This window comes from Sphingomonas sp. CCH9-E2, assembly GCF_001557215.1.
In the GTDB taxonomy this organism is placed as follows: domain Bacteria; phylum Pseudomonadota; class Alphaproteobacteria; order Sphingomonadales; family Sphingomonadaceae; genus Sphingomonas.
Genome location: NZ_LSJM01000152.1, coordinates 1 through 15,383, shown reverse-complemented (window position 1 = coordinate 15,383; position 15,383 = coordinate 1). Strand labels below are relative to the sequence as shown.

The 15,383-nt window shown below is 60.9% G+C and carries 15 protein-coding genes; 7 read left to right on the top strand and 8 right to left on the bottom strand.

The genetic code is table 11. From position 1 onward, the window contains the following. The coding region (locus AX681_RS08185) for a DUF6118 family protein (RefSeq protein ID WP_231734899.1) at positions 1-278 on the top strand (278 nt) is incomplete at its 5' end. A 4-nt stretch (positions 279-282) separates the two neighbouring features. Here AX681_RS08185 and AX681_RS08180 read toward each other — a convergent pair. Continuing rightward, positions 283-876: a GNAT family N-acetyltransferase gene (locus AX681_RS08180; protein WP_035386335.1), complete on the bottom strand. Its 594-nt coding sequence runs from the start codon at positions 874-876 to the stop codon at positions 283-285. Next, positions 873-1,547: a YgjV family protein gene (locus AX681_RS08175; RefSeq protein WP_082737837.1), complete on the bottom strand. Its 675-nt coding sequence runs from the start codon at positions 1,545-1,547 to the stop codon at positions 873-875. Before AX681_RS08175 ends, AX681_RS08180 begins: the two co-directional genes overlap by 4 nt. 528 nt (positions 1,548-2,075) lie before the next feature. On the opposite strand from AX681_RS08175, the gene AX681_RS08165 reads away from it, so the two are divergent. Then, complete coding sequence (locus AX681_RS08165) at positions 2,076-2,474, top strand: hypothetical protein (protein WP_035386336.1); 399 nt, start codon at positions 2,076-2,078, stop codon at positions 2,472-2,474. A 72-nt stretch (positions 2,475-2,546) separates the two neighbouring features. Here the strand turns inward: AX681_RS08165 and AX681_RS08160 are convergent, their stop codons facing one another. From AX681_RS08160 to AX681_RS08145, 6 genes are all read right to left on the bottom strand, one after another. Further along, positions 2,547-4,691, bottom strand: a complete 2,145-nt coding sequence (locus tag AX681_RS08160) for a TonB-dependent receptor (protein WP_016509657.1) — start codon at positions 4,689-4,691, stop codon at positions 2,547-2,549. A gap of 248 nt (positions 4,692-4,939) precedes the next feature. Next, positions 4,940-5,335, bottom strand: a complete 396-nt coding sequence (locus AX681_RS08155; protein ID WP_197419094.1) for a cupredoxin domain-containing protein — start codon at positions 5,333-5,335, stop codon at positions 4,940-4,942. 166 nt (positions 5,336-5,501) lie between these two features. After that, complete coding sequence (locus AX681_RS23720; protein WP_051121504.1) at positions 5,502-5,975, bottom strand: MgtC/SapB family protein; 474 nt, start codon at positions 5,973-5,975, stop codon at positions 5,502-5,504. Positions 5,976-6,014: 39 nt separating this feature from the next. Further along, the gene (locus tag AX681_RS21380) at positions 6,015-7,187 is read right to left on the bottom strand and encodes a glycosyltransferase (protein ID WP_016509644.1); all 1,173 of its coding nucleotides are present in this window, start codon (positions 7,185-7,187) and stop codon (positions 6,015-6,017) included. Continuing rightward, complete coding sequence (locus AX681_RS08150) at positions 7,174-7,860, bottom strand: CDP-alcohol phosphatidyltransferase family protein (RefSeq protein ID WP_082737838.1); 687 nt, start codon at positions 7,858-7,860, stop codon at positions 7,174-7,176. The genes AX681_RS21380 and AX681_RS08150 overlap by 14 nt, the downstream gene beginning before the upstream one ends. Further along, positions 7,857-9,110 (bottom strand): MlaA family lipoprotein, encoded by a 1,254-nt coding sequence (locus tag AX681_RS08145; protein ID WP_016509653.1) that lies wholly within the window; start codon positions 9,108-9,110, stop codon positions 7,857-7,859. The genes AX681_RS08150 and AX681_RS08145 overlap by 4 nt, the downstream gene beginning before the upstream one ends. Between AX681_RS08145 and AX681_RS08135 the strand changes: the two genes are divergently transcribed. From AX681_RS08135 to AX681_RS08115, 5 genes are all read left to right on the top strand, one after another. After that, positions 9,006-9,497, top strand: a complete 492-nt coding sequence (locus AX681_RS08135; RefSeq protein ID WP_035386345.1) for an RNA polymerase sigma factor — start codon at positions 9,006-9,008, stop codon at positions 9,495-9,497. The genes AX681_RS08145 and AX681_RS08135 overlap by 105 nt on opposite strands. Positions 9,498-9,571: 74 nt before the next feature. Beyond that, positions 9,572-10,510, top strand: coding sequence for a FecR family protein (locus AX681_RS08130; protein ID WP_066657216.1), 939 nt, complete (start codon positions 9,572-9,574; stop codon positions 10,508-10,510). Positions 10,511-10,580: 70 nt separating this feature from the next. After that, positions 10,581-12,794, top strand: a complete 2,214-nt coding sequence (locus tag AX681_RS08125) for a TonB-dependent receptor domain-containing protein (RefSeq protein WP_016509650.1) — start codon at positions 10,581-10,583, stop codon at positions 12,792-12,794. A gap of 317 nt (positions 12,795-13,111) precedes the next feature. Then, positions 13,112-14,170 carry a hypothetical protein gene (locus tag AX681_RS08120; RefSeq protein WP_066657219.1) on the top strand — a complete coding sequence of 353 codons (1,059 nt, stop codon included), beginning with the start codon at positions 13,112-13,114 and terminating at the stop codon, positions 14,168-14,170. 762 nt (positions 14,171-14,932) lie between these two features. After that, positions 14,933-15,383: TonB-dependent receptor plug domain-containing protein (locus AX681_RS08115; protein ID WP_443026341.1), on the top strand; the 451-nt coding region annotated here is incomplete at its 3' end.

The following is a 15,383-nucleotide window of genomic DNA, read 5'->3' as shown; positions in this document are numbered from 1 at the left end:
CGATCGTGCCGGGCCTCGTCGCGCGCGAGATCGCGCCGGCGAGCTGGCAATGGCCTGAACGCATGGCGGCGCGAACGCTGGACCTACCCCGCTGGGAGGCCGGTCAGCGGATGATGCAGAGCGCCGACCCGGCCGCGTTCCGTACGATCGTCGCGGCCGACAGGATCATGACTGCCAATCGCGAAACGATGGAGGGGTGCAGCAAGGCCGCAGCCCGGGCGCGCGAGACGGTGCGATGCATGATCAGGATCAGGCCGTATGGACAAGATAGTCGTTAATGCATCACGCTAGGGCAACTTCGTCAGCATCGAGCATTCGGCCCATCGCGTAGTAATCGCCAATAACGCCTGATTCTTTGTTGGCTGCCACAACATCTCCGCACACGGTATAGCCAAGCCGTTCATAAAATGCGAACGCCCGGTCATTGCGAACAGCGACGTGGAAGATCAGGAAGAGCAAGCCACGGCGACGTACCCATTCCTCGGCGGACTTCACCAGGCTTGTTCCGAGCCCACGTCCCTGCCACCGTGTCCGGATAGCGAGATTAAAAGAGGCAAATTCTGCAGCGCCTTCGATGCACACGCTCCGTACATCTATGTAGCCGACAAGGTCGCCTATGCGTTGCAGGACGAAGATGCCTCGCTCGCCGGCTACGGCGGCGTTCAGCTCCGCAGCTGTGCGGCGCAGCAGCTCCCCTCGATCCCGGACATCGAAGATCATATGTTCCGCTTCGCGAGCGAGGGCGATCTTCAAGCGTACCAAAGCTTTAGCGTCGGCAAGGTTCGCCGGGCGTGGCTCGCTCCAACTCCGCTTTCCGCCTATTTGAGCTATCGAACGCGCCGTCAGGAGTGGGGGCGCGTATATCGCCTGTGTCATGTGAGGATCTGGGCTCCCTGTAACGCGCGCGCGCTCTTTGGGATCGCGAGTTTGCCGAGGGAAAGGTGACCAGAGCGGAAAGCGTGACGTGGGGAAAGCCGCGCCGGATAGCTGAGGCTGCGCGGCCCGTCCGCTTGACGCTGTTCCCGCTTCCAAAAGGCAAAAAGCCCGAGCAGATTCCCCGCGACAGATACAAGATCAACGGCCAAGGCGAACGGTGCGCCAATGAGAAGATTGTGGGCCAGCCAGAAGGGCGCGGCCACGAGAAAGACGATCTTCATCCGCGTCGTTGATCGCTGGGTCCGCGCAATGAAAGAAGATGCACCGCCGCAAGCGGCAAGGCCGGACAGGATTCCATGCCAGGTCGCCACGGTGAGCAACAGCAGCGCGAGCAACGTCGCGCCGTCGAGCGCGAGCTTGGCAACCCGGTCACGAACCACCAGCGCGACGGTGAGCTGCATCAGGGAAAGAACGCATGCGGCCGAAGCGGTAGGCGCGCCGATCAGCGCGAAGTGAAGCGCGAATGCGCCCGCGCCCGCGCCCTGCACCATGAGCGCTCCCCGGCGCGAGGGTAGGAGCGGCCAGCTCACCACGCAGCCGAGACCAACAACCCCGAATAGGATCGCAGCTAACCCGGTGCTCGCAAACGTTTGATCGAGGAAAAGCGACATGCACGCTCGCGTCGGGGTTGATCCGGCTTCCACCGTGAAGGAAGAAGGTTAATGTGGCGTTGTCGTCGACCGCTTTCCCATCGCGAGTCCCGGCCACAATGGCATTTGGCTTTTGACGAGGACTGGTTCATTCTGCGTCCAGGGCGGCGCTCTTCCCCTTGGGTTCCGCCCTTGTTTGGACCAGGACAATGGTGCGTGACGCGTTCAAGCTTCTCGCCATCTCGACGTCGCTCGTGCTTTCTGGCTGCGTCAGTCCGCGAGAAATGGCCGCTCGCCATCGGGCGGCGTGTGCGAGCTACGGCTTCCAGCCTGGAACGGAGAGCTATGCGAATTGCCTTCTCCAGCTCGACGTAGGTGATTACGGCTACGGCCATCATAGGGGTGGCGTGCCGTTGTTTCCCGCCCGGCATCAGGCGCCCGCGCCGCCTCCGCCTATCGCCACGCAGGACTAAGGTCGGCTAAAGTTCACTGATGCCCCATCGTCCTGACCTATTGATCTACGCACTTTCGCTCGGAAGCGCAGCGCCCGTGGCGGCTCAGCAGGTGGTGCCCGCCAAACCACGAACCGCCGCGGGTGCGTCGAAGTTCGTCCAGGACATGCTGACCCGCGGCACAGCCGTCGCAAAGCCTTGGCCGGGTTTCGTGCGGAGCAGCAGGATCACGAGCGTAGGAGTGAAAGGTGGTTGCCTCGTTACGCTCACGCTCGCCGACAAAAGCGCCCTCAGCGTGAAACTAGATCAGGTGGTTGCGATCCGACCGCTTTACTCGGCCAACGCGCCCCAGGCGTCGGTGGAGATCAAAGGGGGCGCGCAGCCCTACGAGGGTCTCGATATATTCGTCGGGGACAATGACGCGGTGCGCCGCGTCGGTGATGCCCTGGAGTTCATGCGCCAGTCCTGTGATCCATCGGCGAAGACTGGTTTCTAAACCGGCCAGCGGCGTCTCACCGACTTTTGCGAGGGCGGCTTGATCCGCACCCGACCAAGTTGGCCAACACCGTTATAATCTCATTCTAACTGTTGCGCGCACCGTCGTCGGCGCGCCGGGCATGATGTTGTTGTCGTTGTAGGCGGACGAGAAATAATCGCTGTTAAGCAGATTCTCGACGTTGATTTGCGCCTCGATCTGGGGGGTGAGCTTGAAGAATGCCGCGGCATCGACGCGGGTGAAGGCGGGCAGGATGGCGGTGTTGCTGATGGACGTGAAGCTCCTCGACTGGTGATAGACCCCGACCCCGGCCCCAAGGCGAGGGGTGAGGTCGTAGCGGGTCCACAGCGAAGCCTGCTGTTTGGGAACCAGCGGAACCTCGCGCCCGGCCGGGGCGGCACTCGTCGTTTTGCGAATTGTCGCGTCCTGCAGCGCATAGCCCGCGCTGATCTGCCACTGGGGTGTGATCGCGCCGCTAAGGCCGAGTTCGAGCCCTTTGCTGCGCTGCGCGCCCGTGAGCACCGTCCGTGCGGGGTCATTGGGGTCGGCCGCGCGGGTGTTGGTGCGGTCGAGCTGGTAGATGGCGGCCGTCAGGTTCAGCGTGGGCAGGATATCCCACTTGAAACCAAGCTCGTAGTTGTCGAACCTTTCCGGTTCCAGCGCGGCGCTAGTGATATCGAGTGATGAGAATTGATCCCCCGACTGCGGCAGGAAGGACCGGCTATAGCTGGCGTATATCGAGACAGGTTGCACCGGCTTGAGCACCACGCCCACTCGGGGAGACCATAGGGTGTCCGTGCGGCTATAGCTCTGTGCGGCAACCAGGTCGTCGACGTTGAGCGTGAAGCGGTCGCGGCGAACGCCGCCGATGACATCGACATGGTCGCCGATCGAGATCTGGTCCTGCACGTAGAAGGCAGTGACGTCGGCGTTCGTGCGGACCGACCGGTAGCCGGTGTTGGCGGCGGTGCGCAGCGTAACCGGCGGCACCGTGATCGGGTCGGCCAACCCGACAAAGACGCGCCGCCCCCCGTTGACGATATCGCCACCCCCGAAAAAGCCGTTGATCCGCTGGTTGCGCGTGCGCTGGTCGCTAACTTCGAAGCCGGCGAGCAGCACGTGGCGAACGGGGCCGGTGGTGACGGTCCACACAAGGTCGTTCTGGTTGAGCAGGTTCGTGCGCGTCGTGGGATCGCTATACGCTTCGAGGCCGACGCTGCGGACGCCGCCGCGTGGCGTGACCGGGGTTACCGCAAAGGCGTTCCGATAGAGCTTGTCATAATCACCGTATAAGACCCGGCTGGTCAGGGTCAGATTGTCGCTGAAGCGGTGCTCAACGCGGCCATTTAGGACCTTGGCCTCGAAATCGCTGACGTTGAACCCCGGCACACCGAAGAAGGTGTCGCGGACGCCGGTAAGCGGACGTGATGGGCTCGTGAGCGAGCCCTGGACGGCCGAGGGGACGCCTCGGTCAATCGTTCGCTTGTCGCTGTTATATTCGAAGCCCAGATCGATCCGAGTCGCACCGCCGAGCGAGAGCGCGACGGTCGGGTTGATCGCAACCCGGCGCCCGTCATAGAAGTCGCGATTGTTTCGGAACTCCTCGTAAACGGCGTTCATCCGGGTGGAGACGGACTCGCTGAGTGGCTGACTGATGTCGGCGTCGACATACCATGCGCCATATGTGTCCGCCGAACCGCTGCCGCTGATGAAGGCGTTGGCGACAGGGCGCTTGGTGACGCGGTTGATTACGCCCCCGCCGCCGCCGCGCCCGAAGATCATCGCGTTGGGACCTTTCAGAACCTCGATCCTCTCTGCATTGTAGAGGCCGCGATAATATTGCACGTCGTCCCGCAAGCCATCGACGAAGAAGTCTGCGGTGCTGCTGTTCCCGCGCAGGATGATCTGATCGCGGTGTCCCTCACCTTGAGAGATTACGGCGCCGGGGACATAGCGTAGTACATCGGCAATAGAGCGCATCGCCTGGTCGTCGATCTGCGTTTCCGTGATGATCGAGACCGCTTGGGGGACATCGTTGAGCTCGGTCGGTGTGCGCGTGGCGGTGCTGGTCGCATCGACCTGATAGCCGTCGCGGACGCCGGTCACGATGATCGTTTGCGAGGTGCTGCCGGGTCCCGGCAGGAACTGGTCTTGAGCCATTGCCGGGACGGTGAGCAGCCCGAAGCCGAGTGCAGTTCCAATACCAAGATTTCTCACCGTTGACCCTTTTTGCGAATCTCTCTCACCAACGCAATAGGTGATTTGAGAGTGCGTCGCAATAGCCCTTCGGGGTGGTCGCTGTCGGGCCCGTTGACTTGCTCTCTAAAATATGAGGCCAGCGAAACGGACTACGGCAATGTTACGAAGCCCGACGAGATCACTTATCAGAGCCTGAGTTGGCTTTGCCGTTGCATTACGCCGAACGTCCTCAGCCATGACATGGAAGAGAGCCGAGCCAGTGACGCTCACCGGACGACGATCTTGCCTTTCATGCCGAAAATCGAGTGCATGAAGTGCGAACAATGCACGTCGTAGGTTCCGATCCGGTTGACAACCAGGCGCACGTCCCCGCTTTCTCCGCCTCCCAGATCGACCTCACCCTTGTTGATCGTCGACCGGCTGGCAGGGGCAATACTGGCTTGCTCGAAAAAGGCCTTGGCGACAAAATTGTGGCCGCCCCCTGCCGTGTTAACAAAGCGCAAGCGGTAGGGAACACCGCGTTGAAGCGTGATCGTGGCTGGAACGAAAGCGAAATTCTTCATGTCGATTTCGATCGTCCGGGCGTTCAACCAGTTCGGCGATTGAGCAAAGCCAGGCCCCGCGAGAAGAAGGCCGCAAACAGCGAGGCTTAGCGAGCGCATCGAACATCCCCAGTACAAGCGTATCATAGCACGGATTGAGCCGCAGGCTCATTTGGCCGTTCAAAAGCTGCATCGAAGCGAAAATCCCGAGAAAGGGACGTCAATTCCAACTTCCACGGCGCTAGATTCCGAGCCGATTGGCCTGCTTCGGCGTGCAAGGTGATGTTCATCGAGTAGGTTCGTCGTCGGAATCCGAATGGTGTACATGCAAGCGGGCTCGGTGCGAAACCCGCGTCCACCCAGGCATGCGAGGCAGCTCAAGGATCAAAAGAAGCATCAGAGCGGTTATGACAGCCAGATGATAGATCCCGTACGCGGCGCTTAACCCGACCGCTGCAGACGCCCAGAGCGTAGCTGCCGTTGTGAGCCCCGTCACGCGCCCAGCGTCGCGCAGGATGATGCCGGCGCCAATGAATCCTACTCCAGTAACAATTCCCGCAGAGATGCGACCTTGGTCCCCGATGGCGTTCGACACAAGTCCGAAGGCGCAGGCTCCTAGCGAAGCAGCCATGTAGGTTCGGATTCCGGCTTCCCTGCCGTGGTGCTCACGTTGCCAGCCAATTATGGCACCCAGCAACCCTGCCAGTAGGATGCGCGCTATATCAAGCCACCAGGGAATGTTTTCCGTAAGATACGTCAATGACTACAACCCTTGCTTCATTTTTTTTCGCGAAATTTATCATGAAATCGATCGTCGTAAGAGTAGCTGATTATAATAATCCAGTAGGTCAATTAGGTGATCGAGATCCGTACGAACTCTTCCTGCTGCATCCAGGGTTGCCGAACGTAACTGTACGGAATCCCGCGCCAACAGGCGCAGGATCGCCGCTGCGCAGGATTTCGCGTCACGCGCATTATAGGATTCGGAATGGCTTGGTGCTGCAAATTCCGCTGACCCTCCCTCGTTAGGAACAATCAACGGCAGCCCTGACGCGATGGCTTCTAAGGCAACGAGACCAAAAGGTTCGGTATCCGATCCGTGCACGAGCGCATCTGCGCTGGCCAACACGGATGCAAATCGCTCACGCTCGAAGATCGGCTTAAACAGCCGGATGTGGGGATTGCCAGCGACGCGGCTGAAGATTTTGGGTCGATCGACGCCGTCGCCAAGGAGGATGAGCCCAATAGGTGCCGATTGGCCGGCTTGTTCAACCGCATCAATAACCATCGGCCAGCGCTTCTCCGGGTGATGCCTCCCGACCCCGATAAGTAAATGCGCACAAGGTGGAAGGTGGCACTCGCCCAGTAGCGCTGCCCGTAGTTGTTCATCTCGAAGATGCGGGGCGAAAACGCCGCCTTCCACGCCGAGCGGAAGCGGTGCATCGACCTGAAGTCCGCGGCCGGAATACCAACGGTCGAGCGTCCTGCCATTCGTGACAAAGGCATCGAACCTGTCGAGGAAGTGAGCAAGGTAGCGGGTGTACCACCCAAACCAACTCTCAACTTTTTGCCGCGAGGCCAGTCGTCCCACCCAACGCTGCGCGTAGGCAGTCATATGGTCATTGTGTGCGAAGAAGACTTTAGCTGCGGGCGCTCTCCAGTTGGCGACGATCCATGCGGGGCGAAACGGCGAGCTTGTCTCGACGACGTCGGGATTTAGTTCATCGAGCAGTGCCGTTACCGGAGCCCCATCCCAGAACATCCCGTAGCTTCGGTCGAACGGAAGGCGGGGTGCGGCTACCCAGAAAACGCGCCCCCCGCCGGGGCGGTGTTCGAGACGATTCTCATGGCCGGGTGCGATGACAATAAGTTCGTGACCAAGATCAGCCAGGAGTCGCATTTTCCGGTCGATGTACGTTCGAACCCCACCTCCTGTCGGGCAGTAGTACTCATTGACATCAACGATCCGCATTTGAATCGACACGAGCAAGTGTTCTAGCCACTAGCAAGGTTTGCACTATAAATAGGCAAATCAGCGCGGCGCCGATGAATCCTACCAGAGCGTCTAGTGCCGGTATCGTCCAGATACGGTCTCCGCCGGGCTCGATTGCCATCATCGCAATCGTCAACAGGATCAGGAAAAGGCGAAGCTCGGTAGGACCCATTGCGAGATAGGACAGTCGCAATTCGCCCATCACTCGCGCCGCGAGGAATGTGTGAACCGACATCAAGAGGTAACCGGCCAGCGCGACCATGGCGATGTTCATGGTCACGTACGGGGAAAGGCCGATCCCGGCCACGATCAGCAGATTTGCCATCCCGTCACAACTGTGATCGATGAAGTATCCGTAGGAGGGGCGCTCGATCTTACGATACCGCGCGAGGCTTCCGTCCATTGAGTCCCCAAACCATTGAACGACATAGCCGGCGAGGGACAAAAGTAACCAAAGGTGGCCAAGATTGCTCGCAATGTAGCCGCCAAAAACCATTGTGGCTCCAATCATGCCGATGGCGGTCAGGCGATCCGGCGTGATGGAAGCAGGCATTCGGGCGCAAAGCCATTGGAGAACCCGTCGTTCGCTCTTGGCAAGCCAATTCTCTTGTATGCGGCGTAGTTCGGAACGAGCAGGAGAGCCATGCATCATGGGAAAACCGGGAGCGTACGGCGCGTGATCGGTTGCGGTGACGTTCGCCCATGCAGAGCGTCAATCTCCGCCTGGCGGCCTTCCAGATAGTTCCTGCGCGAAGCAGCATACGGGTCCGGCGTGTCTTTCAACTCGCGAAGTTGTGAGTCGAACTGAACCCGGTAATCAAGCGACCCAACGATGCTTGCTGGAACCGTGTAGGTGGGCTGGTTGAACGGCTGGCCGAACGCCGACGGAAGAACCATTCGGTCGATACCAAGGCCGATGAGGTCTCTGACGGTCGTAGGGCCGATCAGCGGAAGGAACAGAAAGGGGCCGGGCTTTACGCCGTAATAGCCCAGTGTGTTGGCAAAGCCGTTCGATCTACGAGGTAGTTTGAACGGTTTTTTCCGGGCGACATCGATCATCCCGGCGACGCCGACCGTTGTGTTGATCGCAAACCGTCCGGCCGTCTCGGCCGCCTTGCCGGGTTTGAGCTGAACGAGGAAATTGAGGAATGCAACCGGTTCAGCCAGATTATTGAAGAAATTGCGGATTGCCCCACGAACCGAACCAGGCAAGGCGCGTTGATAGGTCATCGCCACCGGCGCGACGACCGCCTTGTCAACGGTCTGGGTGATGGCAAATGCCTGTGCGTTGACAGCTTGCAACGGATCTCCCGGCGCATGACCCGGTCGAGCAGTGACCACAATGTCATTGTGTTCGACCGTCTGCTGCTCGGCGCCAATATCTATCGGCAAACCTTCCTCCGGTGACGACGGTGGCGTTGGAGCCTCAACGGGGTTTGCCGACGTTGCTTCGCCTTCGGAGCCTATAGCCGGTACCTCTTGCGGCACATGGCCGACAGGTGCCGTTTCTTGAAAAAGCACCGGCACGATCGCCATCTGATCCAGCATTACTGGAGGAGGCAGAAACAGTGCCGCAGCCACGATAGCAGTGCCCAACTCATAACCTTTCGACAGGAAGAGCTCACCTGGGCGTTGCAAGTCCACCGCCTTTGGGCCATCCTCTGCGAATGAGACGCCGCCGCAGGACGCAACCGCACCTGCCGAAAAGCCGAGACGGATTTTTTGCCTCCGAACGCCCCTGGAGAAAAAGGTAAACGGGAGAAGCTCGTCCACGCCCCGCAATCCGGTCTTGCCGCCTTGTACGCAGCGTACCGTCCGGAGCTTCTCCGCTTTCTGATCACGCGCACAGGCGATCCGGCCGAAGCGGAAGACGTGCTTCAGGAACTCTGGCTGCGAGTTCATGCGGCCGGCGGCAGCCCCGTCGCAAATGGCCGCGCGTATCTCTATCGCGCGGCACAGAACCTTGTATTGGATCGGATGCGGGAAAGACGCCGCCGCTCAACGCGCGACCGTGACTGGTCGGTTGCGGAATATGGTGCCGCCAGCCCAGGCGAAACAGCCGATCCGCGCCCGGGCGCCGAACAGGCGATGGAGGACCAACAGCGCTCGGCACGTCTGGCGACCGCCATCGCGGCGCTGCCGCCCGCAGCCGGCCGAGTGTTCCGGCTTCACAAGCTCGATGGGTTGCCGCACGCGGATGTGGCTCGAGAGCTCGGCATTACGCGCAGCGGCGTGGAGAAGCACATGGCAACCGCGATGACTTTTCTTCGGCGATCGCTGAGGGACTGAGGCGGGATGGCTTGCTCGGCGTCTTACGTTCGAACCAGGAGACTGCCGGCGTGCTCCGTCGGCGGCGATGCGAAATGACCACGACAGAGGACATCTACGAGCAGGCCGCGCTGTGGCATCAGGGACAGCATCGCGACGACTTTGACTGGGATGGCTTTACTCGCTGGCTAGCTGCGAATTCTGAGCATCGTGCGTGTTATAACGAGATTGCGCTGCTTGATGAAGAGATCGATCGCCTACGGCCCGCTCTTCTTCCGCGCGCGGTCAAAAACAAAGGCGCACGCAAATGGCTGCGCTGGCGCATCGTCGCGGGCGCCGTTGCAGCCTCGGCCGTGGCCATCGTATCACTGCCGCTTCTGCGCTTTGACGCGCCGACCGCCTCGCCGGTCTATCGCACTGCCGCTAGCGAAATGAGGTCCGTCACGCTGCCAAGCGGCGCGAAAGCGACACTTGCGCCTGGGTCGACATTGGTTGCCAATGTCGACAATGCCCGTCACGTGCGGCTGACCGGGACCGCGTTCTTTGACGTGCGCCACGATCCTGCTTCGCCCTTCACTGTCGAGGCGGCCGACTTCCTCGTCAAAGATGTCGGCACCCGGTTCGATGTCTCTCTGGAGAACGGTATTCTCAGGGTGGCGGTTCAGGCCGGGACTGTGTCGGTGAGCTCGGTTCGGTTCGCTCAGCCCGTCGTGCTAGACGCGGGCAAGGCGCTTTTCGCAGACCCGGGACGCGGTGTGGTGGAGATCACCGCCCAGGCGACCGAGGCCGTCGGGAGCTGGCGGCGGGGTCGGCTCGTGTATAACCGCGCGCCGCTCGGGCTGGTCGTCGCTGATGTGTCGCGCTACGCAGGACGGCGGGTGGAGATCGGCCGCGACCTGGCCAACAGGCGCTTCTCGGGCGTCATCACGATCGAACCGGGCGCGTCAGCCATCGACACGCTTAAGCAGTTGACGGGGTTGGATGCGAGAGTGGAAGGAAGCACTGTGCGTCTCGTCCGCGGCGCTGGCGACTAGCGTTGCCGGACCGGCAGCGGCTCAGGAGCGTGTCCTTTCGATCGACGTCCCCGCTGGTACGCTTGAGACGATGCTCGCCGCGCTCGCCACTCAGACGAAGACATCGTTCGCGCTCGATGCTCCGCTTCCACAGCGCCGGGCGATCGCGTTGCGAGGCCGGATGACGGTTGATGCCGCTTACGCGCGACTCTTGGCAGGCACCGGCCTCTCGGCCCACCGCGTCGGACCGGCGACCTTTCGGATATCGGCTGCCCCCGCCGCCCCGAACGCCGGCCCGACAGCCGCCAGCGCAGATCCAACCGTTTCATCGGACATCATCGTCACCGCCAGGAAGATGCGCGAGTTGCTTTCGCAAGTGCCGGGACCGGTCACGGTCCATGTACTGGATGGAAGCGCCGCCGCGGGCTCGGACGCTGGCACGTCGGCGGTGGCGACCCAGGTTCAGGGATTGATTGCTACGAATGGCGGGCCAGGTGCGAGCCGATTGTTCTTGCGGGGCATAGCCGACAGTCCGTTTATTGGCTTCGGACAATCCCCGGTGAGCGTGTACCTGAACGAGGCCCGGATCACTTACGACGCGCCCGATCCCGACTTCCGAATGGTTGATGTGGATCGGGTCGAAGTGCTGAAGGGACCGCAGGGGCCGCTTTACGGCACGGGAGCACTGGGCGGCGTCTACCGCGTGATGACCATTGCGCCCGATTTGGGCCAATTTGCCGGTCGCTCCCGTCAGCGTATCGCCGGCCTCCCGGGTCACGGTGTCGGCGCGTCGGTCGAGGGCGTCGTCAACTTACCCGTGCGCCAGGATCAGGCCGCCTTGCGGTTGGTGGGCTACGTCGATGTCGCGCCAGGCTGGATCAACAACGCTGGAGGTCGCTCGGACGTCAACCGAACGGTCGTGCGCGGCACCAGAGCGTCGCTTCGCGTTGTCCCAAGCGAGGGGTGGACTTTTGACCTCATTGGCGCCGGTCAGAACATCCGCGCGCTCGACAGCCAATATGTGGATCGCGACAAGGAAGAGCTGACACGCGCAGACCGGACGCCGGAGCCACGGTCGAATAATGTCTGGCTCACCTCGGGCGTCCTGCAAGGTGAGCTTGGGCCTTATGCCCTGACCGTCTCTACAAGCCTAGCAACGCAGAGGACGCTGAAGGTTGACGACGCGAGCAGCGCGGCCTCGTCCCTCGGTCTGACCGCGCCGCTGCGGTATGCCGAAACCCGCACATATCAGGTATTCGACCAGGAAATCCGCCTTGCGAACAAAAGCGGCCGAACGCCTTGGGCTTTGGGCGTTTCCTATCTCTCATCCCGTAGCGGCGCTCGCGGCCGAGCATCGGAAATCGGCCCGATGATCGCAGATTTGCTGGACGCGTCAAGAAGCGTCACCGAAACAGCCATGTTTGCCGAGGGTAGCCGACCCCTTATCGATGGTCTTCGTCTCGGCCTTGGCATCCGCGTTTTCCGCTCGACCGTCAAGGAGGACCGCGACGACGATGTTGGAACCGAAGTTCGGTCCAAGTCTTTATGGGGCGTATCGCCCAGCGCGACGCTGTCATGGTTGCCCTCCTCCACCTCGTTGGCCTACTTTCGCGTTGCGTCCGCATTCCGGCCCGGGGGCCTTGATCCGACCAACGTGGAAACCGGCCGCTACGATGCCGATCAGTTGGTCGCCTTCGAGGCTGGATTTCGACGCACTTCGGACGGCGGCAGGCTTCAGGTTGAAGTTGGCGCGTTCAGCTCCATCTGGTCGGACGTTCAGTCGGACTATCTTCTTAATTCCGGCCTTGTGGCGACGCGTAACGCTGGCGACGCGAATATCCTGGGCGGCGAACTGACCGTTCGGTGGCGGCCGACATCGGCATGGTCCTTTGTTGCGGGCGCCTCCGGCCAGCGCGCCCGGCTGGTTCGCGGCATTGATGGTGCAGAGTTGGAGCGTGACCCGCGCCTTCCTGTTGTACCTGACGTATCCGGCCACTTCGAGATGCGACATTCGATCGATGCAGGGTCCTGGCGAGTGTCGCCCGCGGTGACCGGTCGCTACCTAGGACGGTCTAGGCTGAGCCTGGACCCTGGGCTCGACCGGCGGATGGGCGGGTTCGCCGAGTTCGGGGCGGGGCTTGAGGCTCGCAGGGGAGCGTTCGTGGTGGACCTGTCGGCGACGAACCTCTTCAATGCGCGGGGCGACACGCTTGCCTTTGGCAATCCCTTTTCGGTGCGCACGGAACGCCAGTACACACCCGCCCGCCCACGCGCCTTCTCGGTCTCGGTATCTCGCGATTTTTGAAGGCCGTGCAGGTCCGCTCGTTTTTTGCAAACGGACTGCGGATGTGTTCGGCCGCGGCGTCTTCAGACAATAGACATTATTTCAGAGCGGCCGGGAAAATTGATGATGGGAGCAAGGACGCCTCCCAGCGCACCAAATCATGCGTTGGTAATGTGTCAGTCTGAGCTGGGGGTTGCCGATCGCATCGGAGCAGTGGCGGCGATGATGGTCGTGACTCTATCCGACAAGCCATGCGACCCCTAGCGGAACGCTATTTGCGCGCAATGCCACCCCCGTGTCGGCGTTCGAACCACACGAATTGTCCGCGGCCTGTGACAATGGGCTACGATTTTCGGGGCTTAACGAACATGAATATTGGACCTTTGGGCTTGCGCATCAAACCGAGTCCGCTGCCAGCCACGCTCAGGACGCTTCAGGGCGTTGTCCGGCCCGGCTTCACCCGTTGGGGTAGCCTTGCGTTCTCGCTAGGGATTCTTGCCGCCGTTGCATTTCAGCTGCGCTCCATCGATTTCATAACTCTCACCACCTTAGTACCGACGAGCGCTCTGTTCTGGTTGGCGTTTGCGGCTTCCTACCTAGCTACACCGGTGTCCGAGTGGGCGATCTTCCGGGGGCTATGGCGCTTGCCCGTCGTTGGTCTGCTTCCGTTGCTTCACAAGCAGGTGACCAATAATCTTGTCCTGGGCTACATGGGAGAGACGCAGTTCTATCTTTGGGCAAAACGCCGGGCTGAGATGGTCGCGTCGCCATTTGGTGCCGTAAAGGATGTCGCGATTCTGTCCGCGCTTGCTGGCAATGTGGCGACGATCGCCGTACTCGCTCTCGCCTATCCCATGTTCCTTGAGTTGAGGACCGGAAGCGTCGGAACCGCGATTGTCGGGTCTGTGTTTTTCGTGATGGCCGTGTCGATCGGTATCACCGCATTCGGACATCGAATGTTCACGCTTCGTCGTCCTGTGCTGATCCGCATCTTCGTCGTCCATCTCCTGCGCATTGCGGCGACGGTGACGCTCTCCGCGCTTATGTGGCATCTCGTTGTTCCCGACGTCGCAGCAGGATGGTGGATATTGCTGGCGAGCGTCCGCCTGATGATGTCGCGCCTTCCGCTAGTCCCCAACAAGGACGTCGCGCTCGTGGGCGTTGCTGCCCTTTTCGTTGGCCAAAATCTGGAGATCGCTGCTGCGATCGTACTCGTCACAGGTATCACGGTCGCGGCCCATGTCCTCGTGGGTATCGTACTTGGATTCGTCGCACTCGCGCCCGAGACCTACCACTATAAGCGTCGTATTCGCGCTCACGCGCAGGCATGTCGCGAGCCGGGTCCTGTTTACGATGCCAAGCGGTCGCCGCCGATGCTTAAGGACCAACTCATCTAATAAAAATCCCACAATAATGAGAATATCTATGAAATATAGATTGAGGTGGATACCCGGACTTGCAACAGGTGCTATCGCGGTCGCGATAGGAACATTTGTTCATGGTTGGTATACCGGTCACTGGAGTGGATTGGTAGGAGAGTTACCGATCCGGGCCGCTATCATGATGCCTTTCTTTGTGTTAATTTACCCGTGGATTTCATCAAGTGAAAAATTCTGCGCGAAGAAGTGAGATCTGCGGAGGCTCAAGAAGGCCTTGCAAGTCATTGCGCTTATCGGGAACCTGAAGCTGGGGCGTACGACATGAACTCAGTGAATATGTCAGTTTTGTAAGTCGGTGTCGGCAGAAGCGGGGCATTTCCGCCATTGCCGTTTCCCGGAGTGCCACAGTCGGTTTCGCAGCCATCGAAGTGAGTGGCAGCAGCCGGCATTTCGATCGAAGTCGGCGTCGGCGGATGGTCCATAAACCGTGCAGAGAAGTGGCAAGCGGCTCTTATACACAAAGAGTCATCTGGTTTCGTCGTGCAGCATGGCCGGTTCTCAGCCAGCGGCCTGTTGTGGGGCCCAGATCAAATGCACCTCCCCTTGAACCGCCTTTGAAACGCGGCTACTCGGCCTCGAATCGCGTAACAGTATAACACCGCGCGGACGCAATATTCTTCAGGCAAGGCGATGGGAATGAGAACCAGGGCGGTGCTTTTAATCGGGATTTCTCTTGTTGCGATCAGCGGCAACGCGGTCGCGCAGAGCGCGTCTACCGCAATGCCGAGCAGCAAAACCGATGCCGCGAACGCGCCGACCGCTCAGGCGACTGCGCCTAGGCCATCCCGCCCGGAGATACCCGCTTCGGACCGCGACATCATCGTCACCGCCCCACTCCAGCAAAGCGAAACCGACGTCCTTCAGGGCACATCGGTGCTGAAGGGTGAGGCGTTGACCCGAGACTTGCGCCCGTCACTTGGCGAGACGCTCTCGCGTCTGCCGGGCGTGTCGGCGACCTCCTTCGGCCCTTCGGCGTCCCGGCCCATCCTGCGCGGTTTCCAGGGCGAGCGCATCCGCGTGCTGACGGACGGTATTGGCGCGATCGACCTGTCCAATACCTCCGTCGATCATGCGGTGGTCATCGACCCGCTCCTGGCCGAGCGCATTGAGGTGCTGCGCGGGCCATCGGCGCTGCTGTTCGGCTCGTCTGCGGTGGGCGGGGTGGTGAACG

Bases quoted from the DNA above. Each gene is read 5' to 3' on its own strand.
- AX681_RS08150 (WP_082737838.1), bottom strand. From the start codon at position 7,860: ATGATGCATGGCTCTCCTGCTCGTTCCGAACTACGCCGCATACAAGAG.
- AX681_RS08180 (WP_035386335.1), bottom strand. From the start codon at position 876: ATGACACAGGCGATATACGCGCCCCCACTCCTGACGGCGCGTTCGATA.
- AX681_RS08175 (WP_082737837.1), bottom strand. From the start codon at position 1,547: ATGTCGCTTTTCCTCGATCAAACGTTTGCGAGCACCGGGTTAGCTGCG.
- AX681_RS21380 (WP_016509644.1), bottom strand. From the start codon at position 7,187: ATGCGGATCGTTGATGTCAATGAGTACTACTGCCCGACAGGAGGTGGG.
- AX681_RS08125 (WP_016509650.1), top strand. From the start codon at position 10,581: ATGCTCGCCGCGCTCGCCACTCAGACGAAGACATCGTTCGCGCTCGAT.
- AX681_RS08145 (WP_016509653.1), bottom strand. From the start codon at position 9,110: ATGAACTCGCAGCCAGAGTTCCTGAAGCACGTCTTCCGCTTCGGCCGG.
- AX681_RS08120 (WP_066657219.1), top strand. From the start codon at position 13,112: ATGGGCTACGATTTTCGGGGCTTAACGAACATGAATATTGGACCTTTG.
- AX681_RS08130 (WP_066657216.1), top strand. From the start codon at position 9,572: ATGACCACGACAGAGGACATCTACGAGCAGGCCGCGCTGTGGCATCAG.
- AX681_RS08155 (WP_197419094.1), bottom strand. From the start codon at position 5,335: ATGCGCTCGCTAAGCCTCGCTGTTTGCGGCCTTCTTCTCGCGGGGCCT.